At 60.6% G+C, this 20,942-nt stretch carries 15 protein-coding genes and 2 pseudogenes; 3 read left to right on the plus strand and 14 right to left on the minus strand.

What is annotated here, in order from left to right; genetic code table 11:
- Position 1 precedes the first annotated feature (1 nt).
- Both CPH89_RS06665 and CPH89_RS06670 read left to right on the plus strand, forming a co-directional pair.
- Positions 2–523, plus strand: coding sequence for a DUF3299 domain-containing protein (locus CPH89_RS06665; RefSeq protein WP_053258244.1), 522 nt, complete (start codon positions 2–4; stop codon positions 521–523).
- 133 nt (positions 524–656) lie between these two features.
- Entirely contained in the window at positions 657–1,355 is a 699-nt protein-coding gene (locus tag CPH89_RS06670; RefSeq protein WP_053258245.1) for an OmpW/AlkL family protein, read from the plus strand.
- 63 nt (positions 1,356–1,418) lie between these two features.
- Here the strand turns inward: CPH89_RS06670 and CPH89_RS06675 are convergent, their stop codons facing one another.
- From CPH89_RS06675 to CPH89_RS06735, 14 genes and pseudogenes are all read right to left on the minus strand, one after another.
- Entirely contained in the window at positions 1,419–2,489 is a 1,071-nt protein-coding gene (locus CPH89_RS06675; protein WP_053258246.1) for a protein-glutamate methylesterase/protein-glutamine glutaminase, read from the minus strand.
- Entirely contained in the window at positions 2,486–3,007 is a 522-nt protein-coding gene (locus tag CPH89_RS06680; RefSeq protein WP_053258247.1) for a chemotaxis protein CheD, read from the minus strand. Before CPH89_RS06680 ends, CPH89_RS06675 begins: the two co-directional genes overlap by 4 nt.
- Positions 3,000–3,803: a CheR family methyltransferase gene (locus CPH89_RS06685; protein WP_053258248.1), complete on the minus strand. Its 804-nt coding sequence runs from the start codon at positions 3,801–3,803 to the stop codon at positions 3,000–3,002. The genes CPH89_RS06680 and CPH89_RS06685 overlap by 8 nt, the downstream gene beginning before the upstream one ends.
- A complete protein-coding gene (locus tag CPH89_RS06690) occupies positions 3,800–4,348 on the minus strand; it encodes a chemotaxis protein CheW (protein WP_053258249.1) in 549 nt (182 codons plus the stop codon). Before CPH89_RS06690 ends, CPH89_RS06685 begins: the two co-directional genes overlap by 4 nt.
- Positions 4,349–4,409: 61 nt before the next feature.
- Positions 4,410–4,916, minus strand: a complete 507-nt coding sequence (locus CPH89_RS06695) for a chemotaxis protein CheW (RefSeq protein ID WP_053258250.1) — start codon at positions 4,914–4,916, stop codon at positions 4,410–4,412.
- Positions 4,917–4,919: 3 nt separating this feature from the next.
- A pseudogene (locus tag CPH89_RS30880) lies at positions 4,920–5,894 on the minus strand (methyl-accepting chemotaxis protein); the annotation flags it as partial.
- Between the two features lie 192 nt (positions 5,895–6,086).
- Positions 6,087–7,364 (minus strand): annotated as a pseudogene (locus tag CPH89_RS30885) (MCP four helix bundle domain-containing protein); the annotation flags it as partial.
- A complete protein-coding gene (locus CPH89_RS06705; RefSeq protein WP_151239808.1) occupies positions 7,364–9,517 on the minus strand; it encodes a chemotaxis protein CheA in 2,154 nt (717 codons plus the stop codon). The pseudogene CPH89_RS30885 and the gene CPH89_RS06705, both read right to left, overlap by 1 nt.
- 4 nt (positions 9,518–9,521) lie before the next feature.
- On the minus strand, positions 9,522–9,839 hold the full coding sequence (locus CPH89_RS06710; RefSeq protein ID WP_053258252.1) for an STAS domain-containing protein: 318 nt from the start codon (positions 9,837–9,839) through the stop codon (positions 9,522–9,524).
- 33 nt (positions 9,840–9,872) lie between these two features.
- Positions 9,873–10,241, minus strand: a complete 369-nt coding sequence (locus tag CPH89_RS06715; RefSeq protein ID WP_053258253.1) for a response regulator — start codon at positions 10,239–10,241, stop codon at positions 9,873–9,875.
- 13 nt (positions 10,242–10,254) lie between these two features.
- Complete coding sequence (locus CPH89_RS06720; protein ID WP_053258254.1) at positions 10,255–11,400, minus strand: methyl-accepting chemotaxis protein; 1,146 nt, start codon at positions 11,398–11,400, stop codon at positions 10,255–10,257.
- 201 nt (positions 11,401–11,601) lie between these two features.
- Positions 11,602–12,231 (minus strand): response regulator, encoded by a 630-nt coding sequence (locus CPH89_RS06725; RefSeq protein ID WP_053258255.1) that lies wholly within the window; start codon positions 12,229–12,231, stop codon positions 11,602–11,604.
- A complete protein-coding gene (locus CPH89_RS06730) occupies positions 12,231–15,101 on the minus strand; it encodes a PAS domain-containing sensor histidine kinase (protein WP_232005431.1) in 2,871 nt (956 codons plus the stop codon). The genes CPH89_RS06725 and CPH89_RS06730 overlap by 1 nt, the downstream gene beginning before the upstream one ends.
- A gap of 479 nt (positions 15,102–15,580) precedes the next feature.
- Entirely contained in the window at positions 15,581–16,471 is an 891-nt protein-coding gene (locus CPH89_RS06735; RefSeq protein ID WP_078827418.1) for a sugar nucleotide-binding protein, read from the minus strand.
- Between the two features lie 166 nt (positions 16,472–16,637).
- Between CPH89_RS06735 and CPH89_RS06740 the strand changes: the two genes are divergently transcribed.
- Positions 16,638–20,885 (plus strand): DEAD/DEAH box helicase, encoded by a 4,248-nt coding sequence (locus CPH89_RS06740; RefSeq protein ID WP_053258258.1) that lies wholly within the window; start codon positions 16,638–16,640, stop codon positions 20,883–20,885.
- Positions 20,886–20,942 lie beyond the last annotated feature (57 nt).

The following is a 20,942-nucleotide window of genomic DNA, read 5'->3' on the forward strand; positions in this document are numbered from 1 at the left end:
GATGCGCCGTGCCCTGTTTGCCCTGTTGCTGCTGGTGGCCGTGCCCGCGTGGGCGGCCGACCAGCCCAAGGACCTGTCCTGGCAGGAGATGATCCCGCCGGACGCGCCGCCGGAAATTCCCAATATGAAGCCGCTGCACGACCTGTCGAACATGGCCGACGCGTTGTCGGTCGAGGCGGCGCCTGCGGCCAAGCAGGACCTGCCCAACGCACCGGTGGTACAGAGCCTCGACGGCCAGCACATTCGCTTGCCGGGTTATATCGTGCCGCTGGAAGTCAGCGAGGAGGGCCGTACCACCGAGTTTTTGCTGGTGCCGTATTTCGGCGCGTGCATTCACGTACCGCCGCCGCCGTCGAACCAGATCGTGCATGTGAAAAGCGAAGTCGGGGTAAAGCTTGACGAGCTGTACCAGCCGTATTGGATCGAGGGCTCGATGCAGGTCAAACCGTCATCCAGTGAGCTGGCGGATGCCGGCTACCAAATGGATGCCGAGAAGATTTACGTCTACGAGCTGCAGGAATGAGCCTTGCTCAAGAACAGCACAGATCCCAGGGTTTTTGATCCGTGGTTACCCTTTCATTGAGCTGAGTCAAAGGATCGAACGGAACGATCTCTACCATTGGACGTACAACTTTTAACGTCCTTCTGGAGCTCCCATGAACAAGTCCCTGCTCGGCGCGTCCCTCTTCGCGCTCGCCCTCGCCGCCCCTGCCGTCCACGCTCACGAAGCGGGCGATATTCTGATTCGCGCCGGTGCAATCACCGTTAACCCGAAAGCAGACAGCAGCAGCGTGAAGGTTGACCAGGGCCCCTTGGCGGGCACCAACCTGGGCGGCAAGGCGACCATGAGCAGCGACACTCAACTGGGCTTGAACTTCGCCTACATGTTCACCAGCCACTGGGGTATCGAACTGCTGGCGGCCACGCCGTTCGAGCACGACGTGAAGATCAAGAACACCGCGCTCGGCGCCGCCAACGGCAAGCTCGGCACCCTGAAACACCTGCCGCCGACCCTGAGCATCGTGTACTACCCGCTGGACAGCAAGTTGGCATTCCAGCCGTACGTGGGCGCCGGTATCAACTACACCTGGATCTACGACGAGCACGTCAGCAGTAGCGCCCAGCAAGCCGGGTTCAGCAACTTCAAGGCGGAAAACTCCTGGGGCTGGGCCGCGCAGGTCGGCGCCGACTACATGATCAACGACAAGTGGATGGTCAACGCTCAGGTGCGCTACATCGACATCAGCACCAAGGCCACCGTGGACAACAACGCGCTGGGCCAAGGAACGCGCGCCAAGGTCAATGTGGACGTCGACCCAATGGTGTACATGGTCGGTATCGGCTACAAGTTCTAGGTTTTTATCCCATCCAAGACCCTGTTTTTACAGGGTCTTTTTTATTCTCCTCACTAAGAGGAGTCAGCGGCGCTGATGAATGGATTGCAGAATCGCCGCAGAAATATGTTCAAGCGGCAACTCACGCTCCACCGCGCCCAGCTTGAACGCTTCCTTAGGCATTCCGTACACCACACAGGACTCTTCATCCTGGCCGAGGGTGTGGGCACCGCTGTCATGCATTTCTTTCAGCCCACGGGCGCCATCGTCCCCCATCCCCGTCATGATGATGCCCAGCGCGTTAGCTCCGGCACTGCGGGCGACGGAGCGAAACAGCACATCAACGGAGGGACGGTGCCGGCTGACGGGCGGACCGTCGACAATTTCAACCTGGTATTGCGCACCGCTGCGCTTGAGCACCATGTGCCGACCACCGGGGGCAATCAGCGCGCAACCGGGGATAACCCGGTCGCCATTCTTCGCCTCTCGGACTTCAATCTCACAGAGTCGATTCAGGCGCTCGGCAAATGCAGCCGTGAAGTGTTCGGGCATGTGCTGCACGATGACTATTCCGGGGCAGACCCTGGGCAGAGCGGTCAACACCAGCTCCAGGGCCTGAGTGCCGCCGGTAGACGTACCAATCGCGACGATACTTTCGGTGGTGCGCGCCATCGCCTGGGTGCCCGCAGGCAGTATGACGTCGGCACTCAGCCTCACCGGAACCCGCTCGCTGGAAGGCACCATCCGCTTCATGTTGGCCCGGGCGGCGGCCTTGACGGCACCCGCCAGCTCATCGGAACTTTCGGTCAGAAACTGGCGCAAATGGAGTTGTGGCTTGGTAACGATGCTGACCGCACCCGCAGCGAGTGCCTGCATCGTGGTGGCCGCGCCTTTCTCGGTCAAGGTCGAACAGATGACCACCGGCGTCGGGTGTTCCGCCATCAATTTTTTCAGAAAGGTAATGCCATCCATGCGTGGCATCTCGATGTCCAACACAATCACATCCGGCCATTGCTTGTTCATTTTGTCCATGGCGAACACCGGGTCCGCTGCCGCGCCGATGACTTCGATGGCCGGGTCTTGCCCCAGGGTCGCCGTCAGAACCTGGCGAACCACGGCTGAATCATCAATGATCAGTACTTTTATCAGGCTCATGTCGCACGCTCTCCAAGAGGGCTGACGGGTTGTTTCTGCAAGGCCAGGTAGTTGAGTTCAATGTTGCCGTTGGCAAGGTCGAACACCACGGTTCGGTAACCCACGCCTTCCACGTGGAAGTTGTGACAATGCAAATGGTGCAGGTCGAGCAGGCGCCGGGCTTGTTCGACATTGCGTTGCCCGACGTAGTGTTTGTCCGAACGCGCCAGACCGGGAAACATGTTCCCGCCGCCGAATACGCTGATTCTGAAATCGGCAGGTCGGGCCTTACTCGCGTGAATTCGACCGAGTAACAATGCCAGCGCCTCATTGCCGTAACGCCCGTCCAACGCGTGCGAGTTCGGCACTGCGCGTTGGGGTAACAGGAAGTGGCACATGCCGCCCAACAAGCGCCGGGGGTGCCAGAACACCAGTGCCACACACGACCCCAGCACCGTGCGCAGCCGAATCTCGCCAGCGCCGAAAAACCACTCTCCGGGATTCAGAAAAACCTCTTGGGGCACTCTGTTTTCAGGCACGTGGCCTCCGGTAGATCGAAGGTTTGATGAGTCGCAGTTCATCGGTCACGCCATTGAGGCTCTCCGAGTGGCTCACCAGAAAATACCCGCCGGGTTTGAGATGGTTGATCAGTCGCTGGACCACCTGCACTTTGGTGTCGTTATCAAAATAGATCATCACGTTACGCAGAAAGATCACGTCAAACATGCCGAGTTTGGGTAACGGATTATTCAAATTGATCGCCTGGAAATCGATCCGCGCAGCCAGTGCACGATCGACCATGAAGCAGCCATGGTTGGCGCCAACGCCCTTGAGGCAATACTTGTTGAGCAGCGCTTCAGGAATGCCGCGCGTACCTTCAAGGGGGTAACGCCCTGTCCGGGCTTTGTCCAACACCCGGCTGCTGATGTCCGACGCCACAATCTCCCAGGGCCGGCCCGCGAGGTTGTCCGCCAGGACCATCGCCAAGGTATACGGCTCTTCACCGGTCGAGCAGGCGCCACTCCAGATGCGTAAAGGCCCGCTGCCGCGCAGTTCGGGGAGCGCCACATCGCGCAGGAAATCGAAATGCTTGGGCTCGCGAAAAAAGTAGGTTTCGTTGGTGGTCAACATGTCGACCGCCACCTGCAACTCCGCACTGTCCTTCATCAATAGCTTGTAGTAAGCCCCGTAGTTAGTGAGCTTGAATAGGTGCAGTCGCTTGGCCAGCCGAGCACTCACCAACTGCTTTTTGGCATCGGACAGGCTGATGCCGGCGATTCGATGAATGAGGTCACGAAATTGCAGAAACTCAGTGTCGGAGAGAATCACGTTCATAAAGACGTTCCCAAAGAAGAATCGGGCGTTGCAGGCAACGAGGATTCGAGGGTGGCCAGCACCTCCACGTGCTCCAGGGACAACACCCGACCGATGTCCAGCAACAGCACAAAGCCGCTCTCCAACTTACCGATGCCCAGTAGAAAGTCAGCCCTGACATCGCTGCCGAAGTTCAACGAGGGTTCGATGTCCTGATCGGCGATTTCAAGCACTTCACTGACCGCATCGACAATGATCCCCACGAGCTTGCGCGCCGCGCCGGACTGGACTTCGAGGATCACAAAACACGTCCTTGAGGTCTGCACCGTGCGCTCACCACGAAAACGCACCCCCAGGTCCAGCACGGGAACCGCAGCGCCGCGCAGGTTGATCACGCCACGTATGCTGGAGGGCAACAACGGTACGCTGGTGATCGGCCCATATTCGATGATCTCCCGCACATTGAGCGTGCCCACGGCGAACATTTCATCGCCCAGTTCAAAGGTGAGGTATTGGCTCGGGCTTGAGACTGGGGTACTGCCTGGACTTTCGATGGATAGCGCCATGATTCACCTCGGACCCATTACATTCCGGACGCGCCTGAAGACGCGGCCCTACGCGCCACGCTCACATCAAGCCGGCTATCTCATCGACACACAACACATGCTCAATTTGCAGCAGCGTCACAAACTCACCGCGCACCTTGGTCATCCCCTGGATGAAGTCAGCGCGAATATGATTGCCGAACGCCGGGGTGGGCTTGATATCGATATCGAGTATCTCGATCACCTCGCTGACCGAGTCGACCACCACCCCCAAGACCAATGACTCGCCCTGCTTCGCCGCCTCCAGAATGACGATGCACGTCCGGCTGCCCAGTACCGTCACGCCCTTGCCAAACCGTGCCTTGAGGTCGACGACCGGCACGACCGAACCGCGAAGATTAATCACCCCGCGTAAAAATGTCGGCATCATCGGCACGGTCGTCACCTGGTTGTATTCGATGATTTCGCGAACACTCAGGGTATTGACCGCGTACATTTCCTGATCTGCCAAGAAGGTCAGGTACTGCAAAGGCTCATCAACGGGTGTCTGCCGTTCAAGCCCGTCCGACACACTGGCTGAGGCACTCATGGGTCAACTCCCGAAGCGGACGAACCCGCCCTCCACCGAACGATTGTCGGCGTCCAGCGTTAACGCTGCACGGCTGATGGTGGGTAGCGAGGCAGTGCGCCCGGCACGTTTGGTTTGTACGGTGAAGAAGCCCATGAGCTCCTGCAACTGCTCGGCCTGGCCACTCATTTCCTCGGCAGTCGCCGCCAGCTCTTCGGAGGCTGAAGCGTTTTGCTGAGTCAGTTGGCTCATCTGCGACATCGCACTGTTTATTTGCTCGGACCCGATGGACTGTTCTTCCGAGGCTGCGGCGATCTCCTGCACCAGGTCAGAGGTCTTGGCAATCGAAGGCACAATCTCATCCAGCAGGTTGCCCGCCCGTTCAGCCAAGGCCACGCTGTTCTTGGCCACTTCACTGATTTCCTGTGCGGCAATCTGGCTGCGCTCGGCCAGTTTGCGCACTTCTGCCGCCACCACTGCGAACCCTTTGCCGTGCTCACCGGCCCGCGCGGCTTCGATCGCGGCATTGAGCGCCAGCAGATTGGTCTGGTAAGCGATAGAGTCGACGATGCCGATTTTTTCAGCGATGGTCTTCATCGCCGCCACGGTATCCTTCACGGCTCGGCCGCCTTCTGAGGCTTCCTTGTTGGCCTTGCCCGCCATGCCATCGGTCACCTTGGCATTTTCGGTGTTCTGGGCAATGGACGCGGACATTTGCTCCATCGATGCAGAAGTCTGCTCCACCGAAGCCGCTTGCTCGGAGGCCGACTGGCTCATGCTTTGGGCGGTGGCGGAGATTTCTTCCGAGGCACTGGACAGCGAATCGGCTGAGCCGCGCACTTCGCCGATGATTTCCGAGAGTTTTTCCACGGTGCCGTTAACCGAGGTCTTGAGTTCCAGGAACTTGCCTTGGTAGTCACCGGTGATGCTGCGGGTCAGGTCACCGTTGGACATTGCCGACAACACGTCCATCGCTTCGGTAATCGGCTCGATGATCGCGTCCAGAGAACCATTGATACCCTGAATGATGCGGCGGAAATCGCCCTGGTGCCGCGCGACGTCAGGCCGGGTGTCCAGTTTGCCGATCAGCGCACTGTCACTGATCTGGGTGGTGTCTTCGACGAGCGCGAGGATATTGGCGCGCAGCTGCTCGATGTTCTCATTGATAAAGGCTTTTTTGCCCGGGAATTGCTCCAGTGACGCCGCCAGATCGCCTTCGCCGAACGCGCGAATACAGGCCATGGCTTTCTTCTTGACGTTGATGTGGCCGCTGACCATCTCATTGATGCCCTGACCGATATCACGGTACGAGCCGCGGAAGCGATCGACATCGATCATGACGTCAATGTCACCTTTTTCGTGCTCGCTGGACATGTGCTTCATATCATTGATCAGCGCCAGGACATTGGTGCGTAACAGCTCGATATTTTCATTGATAAACGCTTTTTTGCCGGGGAATGACTCAAGAGGCGCCGACAAATCACCCTCACCGAATGAGCGAATGCAGGCCATGGCTTTTTTCTTCACCGCGATGTGGCCGTTGACCATATCGTTGATGCCCTGGGCCATGGAGCGGTAACTGCCTTGAAAGCGATCGGCCGCGATCTGCACGTCAATGTCACCTTTGTCGTGGGCAGCGGACATTCGGTCCATCTCCACAATCAACTCGTGCAAGCCCTGCCCCAGCTGCTGCATGCTCGCCATCAGACTGGTGGTGTCACCCGCCTTGAGGGTTGCTTTTGCGTTCAGGTCACCGGCGGACAGACGTGCAGCAAAGTCGCGAACCACGGCGGGTTCAGCACCCAGTTGGCGCATCAGGTTTCGGCCCAGGAATGTTCCGATCAGCACGGTCGCGAACAGGGTCAAACCGCTCACCAACAGAATGATGTAGCGCGCATTCTTCTCAGTGGCGGTGGCCAGCAGTTGGCCCTTGCGCCCCAGTTCCAGGTTGTATTCACGCAGGTCACTGACCACCTTCAGCACCGACGCCTGCAATGGCTGGCTCGCCTCAATCAAAGCCCGCGCCGAGGCTTGGTCGCCTTCGTTGATGAGCTTGTCGAACTGCCCCTGCGAGGCGGTCAATTCACCCAAGTGGGCGCGCAGTTGTTTCAACAGCGACGCGTCATGGTCGTCAGAGACCAACTCGGCCTCATAGTGATCCAGGGCTTTGCCAATTGAACTGAAGTGCTGTGCCACGCTCTGCGCGTAACCCGGGAGGACACTTTTCCCGGGATCGTTCAAGTGCTGCCATTGCAAACCATGAAGGTCGCCTACAGCCGTTGCGACCTGGTCGATTTCCAGCAGGCTGGGCACCGTGTTGGCGTTGCCGTAACTGGCGCTCGAATTGATTTCACCGGCCAGGTACAGGCTGGTGCCACCCAATACGAGGACACCCAGCACTGCCGTGAAAACCAACAACATTATATTTTTGATAACGGTCATGGCGAGGAACTCCTGATGACGCTTCATTAAGTCGACTGAGGACTTGGAATCGAACGGTTATTGGCTTCCTTGGCAACGAGTCCTAACAAATTGGGAACATCCAGAATCAGCGCAACAGCGCCGTTGCCCAGGATCGTGAATCCCCCGAGCCCATGGGCTTCACCGAACACTTTGCCGAGTGGCTTGATCACGGTTTGAAACTCCCCCTGCAAGCGATCAACCACCAGGCCGGCACGCAGCCCCGCGTAGTGCACGACAACCACGTTTTCTCGGCTGCCGGCCGGTTCTTGCACATCAAACATGTCCCGCAGCCGCAGGATCGGCAGCACATCGCCACGCAGGTCGAGGTAGCCCGCGTCAGCATCCCGCCCAGAGGCGAGCTCGATGCACTCCTCCACCATGTTCAGCGGGATGACATAAGAACCCTTGCCGACGCCGATCAGAAACCCGTCAATGATCGCCAGCGTCAGCGGCAAACGGATGCGCACCGTCGTGCCCAGCCCTTCTTCGCTTTCCAGGCTCACACTGCCGCGCAACGCCGTGATATTCCTTTTCACCACGTCCATGCCGACCCCTCGGCCGGACAGGTTGCTGACCTGATCGGCCGTGGAAAACCCGGGTTCGAAAATCAAATTCAGAATGTCTTTGTCTGGCAGTACCTGACCTTCAGCCACCAGGCCACGCTCGCGGGCCTTCGCCAGGATTTTGTCCTTGGCCAATCCGCCGCCGTCGTCCGACACTTCGATGACGATACTGCCGGACTCGTGATAGGCATTCAGGCGTACGGTGCCCTGCTCGGGCTTGCCCCGCAGCAGGCGAGTGGACGCGGCCTCGATGCCGTGGTCCATGGCATTTCGCACCAAGTGCGTGAGCGGGTCACCGATCCGCTCGACGACGGTTTTGTCCAACTCGGTTTCGCCGCCGCCAATGCGCAGTACGATGTCTTTGCCCAATTCTTTGGACACGTCGCGCACCACTCGCTGGAAACGCGTGAAGGTTGCTCCAATCTGCACCATGCGCAGGGTCAACGCCGAATCACGGACCTCTTCAACCAACCGAGACAACAGACTGGTGGCCTCGATCATCTCGCCTATGCCGCTACGCACCGCCACCAGATTGGCGCCGGCACCGGCGATGATCAGCTCACCGACCAGGTTGATCAGTTGATCCAGCTTGGCGGCATCGACCCGAATCAGATTGCCATCGTTACTCGCGGTGCCTTTACCGGCCTTGATCGACGGCGCGGCCGCATCCGGCAGTGCGTCAAGTTCACCCCGCGGTTCGGCCGCTGCCGGCTGCCCCTCCTGGGCGACGAGCACGGCTTGCGACGCCGTCAGGCTGGCGCAGCGAACCAGTAACTCAAGCAACTCGTCATTGCCTTCCGGCAGTGCGTCGATGTGCGCCCGACACGTTTGCACAGAGGCGTGCGGCGCGAGGATCTGCACGAGCGCGTCATCGCGAACAAAGTCAAACGCGCCGTCGATGACCTCCCGGGAGGCGTCGCTGGCCAGCGCCAGCTCAAAGCCCAGGTAGTTGGTTTCCGGGTTCATGGACGCGATAGGCGGCAACGCGTCGAACAGCGTGACGGTCTGCAGCAACCTTCCCAACGTGCTCAGGTAGCGCAGGAATGCCAAGGGGTCCATGCCATTGCGCAACACATCCGGACCAAAGCGCAGGGACAAATGCCAGTGGCCGGGGCCGGCATCCTGGGTATCCTGGGCATCCGCCGACAGCGGGCCTTGATGGGCCGGTGCCGCCGTCGCTACCGAGGCGTCCAGGTACAAGGCAAGCCGGTCAACCAGACGATGGCCTCGGACCTGCAAAGGTTCGTCCAACCGATCCAGGTTGCCATCTTCGGCCAGCAGGTCGATCAATTGAGCGATGTGGTCACGGGCGTCGAGAAACAGCGCACTCAGCGCCTCATCGACGCGGACCTCCAGGCTACGTACCCGGTCCAGCACGCTTTCAGCGACATGGGTGAACTCAACGATGGGCATCAAGCCAAACAAGCCGGCCGAACCTTTGATGGTGTGGGCCACCCGGAACAGGCCATTGATGGTGTCCATGTCGTGGGGAGACTGCTCGATCTGCAGCAGCGCGTCTTCCATCTGCAACAGCAGCTCGCGACTTTCAGCGATGAAGGTCTGCAGCACGTCGTCCATGTTCATAGGCTGGGCCATGGGATCAGGCTCCGCTCGATTGGGCGATAGACGTATTGGAGAAGAAGTCCTCAAGACCGCTGAGCCGCAACGCTTCAATGACCGTCGGGCTATGGTTGCTCAGCAGCAGTTGCGCGCCCTCCCTGAGGGACTCGCGTTTGATGAGGATCAACAATTGCAAACCGGCGCTGTCCAGTTCGTCGACGTTGGACAAGTCCAATTCGACCTCATGGGCCAGCGGAAACAGCGACAACAACACGTCTTTTTGTTCACTGGCCGTGTAGATCGTCAGAGGGCCTTCCATGACCTGGATTCGACGCAGCATCGGGACGGGACTATTCATGGAAACCTCCTGGCCAGCGGTCGCCGGCCATCGCTAGGGCAGAATCAACTTGGAGACCGCGGTGAGCATCTGCGCCGGCTGAAAGGGCTTGACCATCCAGGCCTTGGCGCCGGAGGCCTGGCCTTGCTGCTTCATCGCATCGCTGGCTTCCGTGGTCAGCATGATGACGGGCGTGAACTTGTAGGCCGGCAACAGCCTGGCGGCCTTGACGAAGCTGAGACCGTCCATGTTGGGCATGTTCACGTCACTGACAATCAGGTGAATTTTGCGTCCATCCAGTTTGCTCAGCGCATCTTTGCCATCACAGCCTTCGATCACGTCGTAACCTGCGCCTTTGAGCGTGATGCTCACCACCTGCCGGATGGAAGCCGAGTCGTCGACGATCAGAATGGTTTTGCTCATCGGAAAAGCTCCTCTAGAAAAAGGTGATTTCGCTGGCGTCGGCCTTGGCGTGTGGCTTGCCACCGTGAATAGCGTGTTGCTCAGGCATGGTGTAAGCCGTTGCAAGCTCTTGCAGCCATTGCTCACTGAGCATCGGGGCAAGGGCATGCCCGCTCAGGCTCGATTGGTGACGCTGATCTAACTGCTCCTGCAACTTGCCCAGGTCACGAGTGATCAATGTCAGCATTTGGCTGACGCGGTCCTGAAACTGCAGGGCCACCAACACCTGGGCTATTTCGTCGGCGACCGTTGCACTTTGCTGCTGCAGGTCATGGCTGTTACGCACAATGGTCTGGGCGTTGCCGCGAAAATGCTCGATAACCTGCGAGACCACCCGCTCCGAGTCGGCGAGGGTCAAGGTGTCTTGTTCGGCGTGGTGGCGGGACATTTGCACCGTGCGTGCAATCGCGGCGTTGACGGTAATCACCGTTTCACTGATCTTGCGCCCGGTCTCGCCGGACATACTCGACAACTTACGCACCTCATCGGCGACCACCGCAAAACCTCGCCCCGCGTCACCGGCACGGGCAGCTTCGATGGCCGCGTTGAGGGCCAGCAGGTTGGTCTGGCTGGCGATGTCGCCGACAAACTTGGCCATCTGCTGAAGTTGCTCAGTGAAGCTGGACAGCTGCATGACCTCTTTGAGTTCGTTCTCTTTATTGGAAAGCGCAGCACGCAGGGCCAGTACGATGGAATTAAGGTCACGTTGGCCGACTTCCAGTAAGTCGACCAGTTGCTGGGAAGCATCCTGGCCACCAAGGCTGGATACGCTGTGACTGATGTTTGCTGACAGCGTGCCGAAACGCTCGCTGAGCTTGAGGATGGCGGTTTCGCTGAGCTGGCGGGCGGCTTCTATCTGCCGGGACCAGACCGGAAGCACGCCCTGGCATACGTCTGCCAGGCCCGAATCGACGGCCAGTGCCGCCGAGCCCGCGACCGGTTGCTCAAGCGGCTGGCACAGGCGGCGCCAATGCGCCTGGTGCGTGCGGTGTGCCCAAAGCCCCAGACCGATGCAAACCAGCAACACAACGCCCCCCGCGCCCACAGCCCTTGCGCCGAAGCCGTCGCTGTAGGCCACCGCAAGGCCGCCCAACAGGCCCGAAAAAGCGACGGGAAACATCGTCAAAGCAGCCGAAGGGGTGGGGGTCTGTTCGCTCACGATGTGTCTCCCAGTCAACGCAATCCTGACCGGTTGATCGGTGGTTAGATTGCTTGAGAGAGATACTGGCTAAATAATGGCATGAAGACCATCAGACCATCCCTATTCTAGGGTAGGGATACCGGAAAATCGGGTAGGAAAATCCCTACCCAAATGTGCCGTTCAAGAAATACCCAAGGTCATGGCGAACCGAACAATGTCGGCGGTGGAGCTGAACCCCATCTTGTCCATCAGCCGGGTTTTGTGGGTACTGACGGTCTTGTTACTGATGACCAACTGTTCGGCGATCTGGTTGACGCTCATGCCGTGAGCCAGCAAACGCAGGATCTGGAACTCTCGATCGGAGAGGCTTTCGACAAAGGTCTGTTGCTTCAAGCCACTGCTTTGCAGCGCGATCTGTTCTGCCAGCGCGGGGTCGAGGTAGCGTTGACCGCTGACGACTCTGCGTATGGCCACCAGCAAGGTCTCGGGATCTCGGTCTTTGGTGAGATAACCGAGTGCTCCGGCGCGCAGTGCACGTTGGGCAATGTGGATTTCGTTATGCATGCTCAACACCAAAATCGGCAGCGTTGGGTACTGGGTATGCAGACGCGCGATCAAAATCTCGCCACTGATGCCTGGCATGTTCATGTCCAGGAGCAACAGGTCGATCTCGACCTGACGCAACAATTCAATCAGTTGCGTGCCACTCTCGGCTTCGGCCACTACCTGGACGTCGGCGACCAGCATGAACAACTGCTTGAGCCCCTCGCGCATGATGGTGTGGTCATCGGCGATCAGCATGCGAATCATCAATACGTTTCCTTGTGCATTGGAATGAACGCCTGGACAGTCGTGCCCTGTCCGGGATGGCTGAAAATGATCACTTTGCCGCCCAACATCAGGCCACGTTCACGCATCCCGGCCAAGCCCAACGTCTGGCCGCCGACCACGTCCGGGTCAAACCCCTTGCCGTTATCCTGAATTTCCAGCAACCAATGCGTCTCCTGCGGGCTCAGGGTAACGCTGACCTGTGTCGCGCTGGCGTAGCGGGCGATATTGGTCAACGACTCCTGCACGATGCGGAACGCAGCGGTAACGTGGCTTTCAGGCAGCGTCAGAGGAATTATAGGCAGGTGCAGTACACACGGAACCTGGGTCAAGGTGACGAATTCGGTCGTCAGCCATTCAAGCGCAGAGACCAGCCCCAGGTTCAACGCGGACGGTCGCAAGCTGGTAGAAACATTGCGCACGACCTGGATCGTTTTATCGGTCAGCACCATCAACCGCTCAACTTGGGGGGTGAGTTCAGGCGTCGTGGCGCCAAACTGGAAGCGCAATAACGAGATGCCCATGCGCAGTGCTGTCAGGTGCTGGCCCAGCTCGTCATGGATCTCCCTGGCGATCAGTTTGCGCTCCTCTTCGCGCGCCGTTTCGCGGCGGGTCGACAGGTCACGCAATTGTGCATTGGAGTTGGCGAGGCGCCGCTCGGCAGCACGCAGCCTGGAGATGTCCCGCCCCACCGCCAGTACGCTGACCACCCGCTTGCCGTCCACTTCGGGAACGAAGTGGATCAGCACCACTTTGGGCGCAGTCTTCAATCCCGAGAGTCGAAACTCCTGCTCCGTGGCTTTATTCTCTCGAATCACCTGAGCCACCAATTCGCAAAACAACTGGGACTGGTTATTGAGAGGGGCCACCGCGTCCATGGGCATTCCTGTCAGCTCCGGTGCGGCTGCGCCCACCCATTCTTTCAACCGTGCATTGACGTAGAGCACGTAGCCATGAGCGCTTAACCGAGCGACAGCATCCGGGCTGTTTTCAACCAGCGCATTGATATCGTGCTGGCGTTCGAGCTCCTTCTGGCGAGCCCTGACCAACAGGGTAATGTCGCGGCCAATCACCAATATCCGTGAGCCCGCACCCGCAGTATCAGCCACTGGCACCAGGGTTAAATGCACGTGCCGCACCTCATTGCGAAGCACCATGCCCTCATCGGCCTCCACCACCCGCCCGGCGGTCATGCACTGCTCGCAGAGCCCCTGGATTTTTTGCGCATTTAAACGACCGAATATCGATTCGAGCGCCGCGCCGGTGACATCACCATGGGATTTGCCCAGCGCGTTTAACAACGCGGGGTTGGCCTCGACGCACTGCAGCCCGCTGGCCGGCGTCACCTCCAGCAGACAGAGCATATCCAGGGTGTGGTCGAAAATATTGCGGTAACGGCGCTCGCGCTCGCGCAGAAGTGATTCCGAGCGCCAGCGCTCAATAGCAATCGCAGCAATGTGGCACATCTGGCGCACGCGTTGAATTTCGCGCTCATGCGGCGCAGCGCCGAAAGGCTGGGATAACTCGAAAGTGCCCAGCACCTGGCCTTGTTTGTCGACGATGGGTTCGGACCAGCAGGCCGCAGGCATGCGCGCAGCCGCGCCGACATGTTCGGCCCCTACGAGCTGCACGCCGCAGGATCTGTGGGGTAAGGCCAGTTGCAGATAACCCACGAGTAACGCCAGCGTTTCCTGCAGAGAAGCGCCCATGGCCATGTTTTCGAAAATACCCAGACGCTCGTCTTCCAGCACCTGCTGTTTGCGCATCTCCGTAATGTCGTGGGCCAGCGCCAGCACACCGATCACCGCGCCGTTATTGCTGCGCTCGGCCATCAGGCTGACCGCACAACTCACATAGTCGTTGCCATCAGCAATCGTCCAGGTGTTTATAAATTGCGCCGTTTCGCCCGTTTCCAAAACATGCCGCAATTGGCTCAGATAGTCACCCGCGTGCGCGTCAGGACGCGTGCCGATCGACTCGGCATAGGTCATTCCGGTCAACAGCAGAAAGGCCGGATTGACGTAGGCGCGCTGCAGGTTGCAGTCGTAACGCACGATGATATTCGGCGAGTTTTCCGCCAGCGTGAGAAATTTCAGCTCGCTGCCCATCAGCGTTTCGCGAAGCTGCCAGTTCTCGGTGATGTCTTCCAGTTGAGACACAAAGCAGGACGGTTGCCCCTGCTCGTCGCGCACCATCCCGACCGTCAACCTGACCCAGACCACCTGCCCGTTGCGGTGGATATAACGTTTATGCAGCGTGGCGCCATGCCTGGCACCGCGAATCAACTCTTCAATCAATTGCTTGCCGACGTCGCGGTCTTCGGGATGGGTCAGGGCCATGAAGGTCGTGGTTTGCAACTGCGCTTCGCTGTAGCCAAGCAGTGTGCAGGTGACGCCATTGGCCCTCAGCCAACGTCCGTCCAGAGCAACCAGCGCCAACCCCGTACCGGAAGAGTCAAAAATGGACCTAAGGGGAATATCAGCGAAACGTTCGTTTCCCGGATAAGGCGCCGCAGAGGCCATAACGGGGGTAATTTCAACAATAAAATAATGCGCCTGCCACCGCGTCATGGCTACGCTCAACCGACCTGACCCGGTGGCGGCGGCGTCGAAAAAAGCGCGTTCGTTGCCCTCAGCTTGTTTAACCGCAGCATAAAAAAGCCCGTGGTCTTCAGGCCGCAGCAGTGAAAGAAACTCGCCGGCCACGTCAGGGCATACCGCCTGTTGGCGCTGCACCTCCAGGAACGCCGGGTTGCCGGTGATAACCCTGGCATCGCGGTCCAACGCCACAACCACTCCCGAAAGACAGCCAAGCACGCTCTCGAGGGTTTTCAGCATCCCTTCATCAGCCATCACAGCTCCCAGAAGCATCCGTTGCCAATCATTCTTCCCGCCGGGAAATGCCGCATCACAACAATAATAAAAAGATTATTAGCCCCGGTTAAATAAGACCTTAGTCATCAACTAAAAACGCTGTCACTCAACCCGGTCAATTGAATACCTGCCTGGCGAGTCTAGCAAAGCCACGGTTGAACGAAGAAAATTAGCCAGGCAACTCAAAACATGCCTCGCGAGACCGCCAGTCCGCGCTCTACGCGTTAACCGCCCTGGCGTTGCTCGCACGTTGGCCACTTGAAAAACTTGGCGATCAATTAATATTAATCCCACGCTATAACGAATTAAGCCCGCGAGGATGAGCATCAACATTAGAGCGCCGACTTAATTGCCAGAAACCGCCATTTTTGGAAGAACGTAATAGGGGGACGGTCGGCTTGGTATTGTGCAAAAAACCGCTTCCATAGAAAAAAGGCGCCTGTTTCAGGCGCCTTTTTTTATGTTTGGCCGTGCCGGTAGAACCGATCCAGCAACGCCGGTAACCCCGCCCGCCATGCCCGTGGCTTGATGCCAAAGGTGTGGAGGATTTTCTTGCAGGCCAGCACCGCATGTTGCGGTTCATCGGCCGCATCCGGCCGTGCCGCGTGGGCCTGGGCGGTCGGGGACTCGATCGCCAGCGGATGGTAGTTGCGCGCTTCGGTGAGAATCGCCTGGCCGAGCGCCAATGGTGTGGTCGCCTCATGGCCGGCGTAGTGATACGTGCCCCACAGCGGCGCCGCGCAATCGAGTTGCTTGAGCACTGAGATGATTACCCGTGCAGCATCATCCACTGGCGTCGGGTTACCGCGTCGGTCGTCGGCCATCAGCAATTCATCCGGCTTCTCGGCACGGGCCAGGAAGCGCCCCAGGGTGCCGTCGACGCTGTCATCCAGCAGCCAGCCAAAACGCAGCATCACGTGTTGCGGGCAGGTGGCGCGCACGCTTTGCTCAATGCGCCACAACGCCTGGCCACGCAGGCCCAGGGGCACCGGCTCGTCCTTTTCGCTGTAGGCGGTGGCACGCGAGCCATCGAACACGCGGTAGCTGGACGGTTGCAGCAAGGTGATGTTGTGGTGTTGGCACAGTTCGGCCAGGCGCTCGATCGCGAACTCCTGGGCAGCCAAGCGGGTTTCGCTGACCGCTTCGGCCTGGAACCAGTCGAAATAGTAGGCGAGGTTGATCAACGCATCGGGACGGGTGTCGTCGAGCAATTGGGTGAGGCTTGCGGCATCCCAGCCGTCTTGGGGCGGTTTGGGTGCGAGGAAACCAATGTCTTCCTCTGCACCGAGGCGAATCAGCGCCTGCCCGAGGGCATTCCCGCCGCCCAGTAACATAAGGCGCATTCGCATAGAGTGTGCAGGCCCGGTCTGTTTGGAACGATGGTTATTATCGGCGGCCTTGTGAGCCATGCCGTGGGTGTTTGCCAGAATCGTTGCATTTTGCGGGTTTGTAGCGCAACCGTCACTTATAAAGTGCGGGGTTGCAAGTTGCACCGGCCGGCCGCATAAATTGTGAATGAGCCTTCCCGAATCAACGGACACGGTCCTGGACGGTTTCCACCCCGCCGTCAGCGCCTGGTTCCGCAGCACGTTCCCCTCGGTGACCCGCGCCCAGGCCCAGGCCTGGCCGTTGATCCGCCAGCGCCGCTCGACACTGATCGCCGCGCCCACCGGCTCCGGTAAAACCCTGACGGCGTTCCTCGCGGTGCTGGACGACCTGGTGCATCAGGGCCTGGCCAACGGCGGGCAACTGCCGGATGAAACGTTGGTGGTGTATGTATCGCCGCTCAAGGCGCTGTCCAACGATATCCAGATCAACCTGCAAAACCCACTGGCCGGTATCACCGCGCAGTTGCAGGGCATGGGCCTGCCGCCGCTTGCGATCCGCACCGCCGTGCGCACCGGCGACACCCCGCAAAAAGACCGAGCGCTGATGCGCAAACGCCCGCCGCATATCCTGGTGACCACCCCCGAATCGCTCTATGTGCTGCTCGGCTCGGACTCCGGCCGGCACATGCTCGCCAGCACCCGCACGGTGATCATCGACGAAATCCACGCCATCGCCGCCGGCAAACGCGGCAGCCACCTGGCCCTCAGCCTGGAACGCCTGCAAGGCTTGTGCAGCGAGCCGCTGACCCGCGTCGGCCTGTCGGCCACACAAAAGCCTATCGAGGCGGTGTCGCGCTTTTTAGTCGGCACTGGCCGTGAATGCGCCGTCGTCGATATCGGCCACGCCCGCCCCCGCGACCTGGGTATTGAAGTGCCGCCGGTGCCGCTGTCGGCGGTGATGGCCAATGACGTGTGGGAGTTGGTCTACGACCGCCTCGCCACGCTCGCCCGCGAACACCGCACCACCCTGATCTTCGTCAATACCCGGCGCCTGGCCGAACGCCTGGCCCGGCACTTGAGCGAGCGCCTGGGCAAGACCTGCGTCGCCGCCCACCATGGCAGCCTGGCCAAAGAAATGCGCCTGGACGCCGAGCAACGGCTCAAGGCCGGCGAGCTGCAAGTGCTGATCGCCACCGCGTCGCTGGAGTTGGGGATTGATATTGGCGATGTCGACCTCGTCTGCCAGATCGGCTCACCTGGCTCGATCAACGGCTTTTTGCAACGGGTCGGCCGCTCCGGCCATCAGGTCGGCGGCACGCCCAAGGGCCGCCTGTTTGCCACCACCCGCGACGACTTGATCGAATGCGCCGCCTTGCTCGACTGCGTGCGTCGGGGCGAGCTGGACACCTTGCACATCCCGGTCGCGCCGTTGGACGTACTCGCCCAACAGATCATCGCCGAAGTCAGCGCCCGTGAATGGACGGAGCAGGCGCTACTGGCGCTGATCCAGCGCGCCGCGCCCTACGCCAACCTCGACCCGCGCCACTACCAGGCGCTGTTGCAGATGCTCGCCGACGGCTATAACGGCCGCCAGGGCATCCGCAGCGCCTACCTGCACCGCGACGCCGTAACCCACACCCTGCGCGGCCGCCGTGGTGCCAGGCTGACCGCCGTGACCAGCGGCGGCACCATCCCGGACAACGCTGACTACAGCGTGTTGCTTGAACCTCAGAGCTTGAATATCGGCAGCGTCAACGAAGACTTCGCGGTCGAAAGCATCGCCGGGGATATCTTCCAGCTCGGCAACACGTCCTACCGGATCTTGCGGGTCGAGGCCGGCAAGGTACGCGTCGAGGATGCCCATGGCCAACCGCCGACCATCCCGTTCTGGCTCGGTGAAGCACCGGGGCGCAGCCATGAATTGTCGGCGGCCGTGGCGCGTTTTCAGGCGCAGTTGGACGCGCTGCTCAGCGCCACCCCCGGCGACCTGCAACCTGCTCAGGACTGGCTCACCGCCAGCCTCGGCCTGAACCACGCCAGCGCCGAACAAATCCTCGATTACCTGGCCCGCGCGCGCCTGGCCCTTGGTGCCCTGCCGTCCCAGGACACGTTGATCATGGAGCGCTTTTTCGACGCCTCCGGCGGCACCCAATTGATCATCCATACACCGTTCGGCAGCCGCCTCAACCGCGCCTGGGGCCTGGCCCTGCGCAAGCGTTTTTGCCGCACCTTCAATTTCGAATTGCAGGCGGCGGCCAGTGAGAATGCGATCGTGCTGTCGCTGTCCACCAGCCACAGCTTTGAGCTCGATGAGGTGTGGCGCTACCTGAACAGCAACAGCGCCGAGCACATCCTGATCCAGGCGGTGCTGGATGCGCCACTGTTCGGCGTGCGCTGGCGCTGGAATGCCAGTGTGGCCCTGGCATTGCCGCGTTATACCAGCGGGCGCAAGATCGCGCCGCAGATCCAGCGCATGAAGAGCGAAGACCTGATTGCCAGCGTGTTTCCCGACCAGATCGCCTGCCTGGAAAACCTCGCCGGCGAGCGTGAGATACCCGAACACCCGCTGGTGGAACAAACCCTCGACGACTGCCTGCACGAAGCCATGGACAGCGAAGGTTGGCTGACCCTGTTGCGGCGCATGGAACGCGGCGAGGTGCGCCTGATCAGCCGCGACCTCCCCGCGCCCTCGCCCATGGCCGCGGAAATTCTCAGCGCGCGCCCCTACACCTTTCTCGACGACGCCCCGCTGGAAGAACGCCGCACTCAGGCGGTGCTTAACCGGCGCTGGAGCGACCCGCACAGCACCGACGACCTCGGCGCACTGGATGCCGAAGCCATCGCCGGCGTGCGCGAGGAAGCGTGGCCGGCCCCCAACAGCCTGGACGAAATGCATGAGGCGTTGATGAGCCTGGCCTGCATCGCCGCGGATGAGGTCACGCCGCAATGGGCCCAGTGGCTGCATGCCTTGGCCAAGGGCGGGCGCGCCTATCAACTCAAGAATGGCCTTTGGGTCGCCGTGGAGCGCTTGAGTTGTGTGCAGGCGATCTACCCCAACAACCTGCCGTTGCTGCCGGGCTTCGATGAGCCCTGGACTGTCGAGGATGCGCTGGCGGAAGTGCTGCGTGCCCGCCTTGGCGGGTTTGGCCCGCTGAGCCTGAGCGAGATTGCAGCGCCGCTGGCCCTGCCGGTGGCAGACGTCACGCCGGCACTGGCGCGCCTGGAACAGGAAGGCTACGTGCTGCGCGGCCGTTTCAGCCCCGGCGCCACGCACGAGCAATGGTGTGAGCGGCATCTGCTCGCGCGGATTCATCGCTACACGGTCAGGCGCCTGCGCCGGGAAATCGAGCCGGTGACATTGCAGGACTTCATGCGCTTTTTGTTCGATTGGCAGCACCTGTCCGACGGCACGCGCGGCCACGGCAGTGCGATGTTGCCGCAGATTGTCGGCCAGTTCGAAGGCTACGCTGCCGCCACGTCGGCCTGGGACAGTGACTTGCTCAGCGCTCGACTCAAGGATTACACCTCGACCTGGCTCGACGAGTTGTGCCGCAGCGGCAAACTGGTGTGGACGCGCTTGAGCAACAAGGCCAGCGCCATTGCGCTGCGCAGTACGCCCGTGGTGCTGCTGCCCCGCAGCCAAGTGCCGTTGTGGAGCGGCCTGACCGAACTCACCGACAGCACCACGCTGTCGCCCAAGGCGCAGAAAGTCCACTTGGCCCTGCGCGAACACGGCGCGCTGTTTTTCGATGAGCTGGTGCACGAGGCCCATCTGCTGCGCAGCGAACTGGAGATCGCATTACAGGAACTGGTAGGCGCGGGGCTGGTGAACGCCGACAGCTTCGCCGGCCTGCGCGCCCTCACCACACCCGCCAGCAAGCGCCTGGCGCGCAGCAGCCGGCGCGGGCGCGGGGCGTATGTCGGCGGCATGGATGACGCCGGGCGCTGGGCCTTGGTGCGCCGCTCGTCCGCCGCCGCCGGGCCGCACTCGGCGGAGACGTTGGAGCACGTGGCGCTGACCTTGCTGCGCCGCTATGGCGTGGTGTTCTGGCGGCTGCTGGAACGCGAGGCGGATTGGCTGCCGAGCTGGCGCGAACTGCTGCGCACCTTCCATCGGCTGGAGGCGCGCGGCGAGATTCGTGGCGGGCGGTTTGTCAGCGGGCTGGCGGGCGAGCAGTTTGCGCTGCCGGAAGCCATCCCGTTGTTGCGCGAAGTACGGCGCAGGCCGCATGACGGCAGTTTGATTGCCGTGTGCGGGGCTGATCCGCTGAACCTGGTGGGCACACTGCTGCCGGGGAACAAGGTGCCGGCGGTGAGCGGCAATCGGATTGTGTACCGTGACGGCGTGCCGGCGGCGGTGATGGTCGGCGGCAAGCAGCAGATTCTGCTGGAGCAGGATCTGCGGGCGATTCAGGAGAAGTTGATCAGGCATTGAAGTGGGTTGGCTTTGAGGGCCTCTTCGCGAGCAAGCCCGCTCCCACATTTTGACCGT

Source organism: Pseudomonas fluorescens, assembly GCF_900215245.1.
Classification (GTDB): domain Bacteria; phylum Pseudomonadota; class Gammaproteobacteria; order Pseudomonadales; family Pseudomonadaceae; genus Aquipseudomonas; species Aquipseudomonas fluorescens.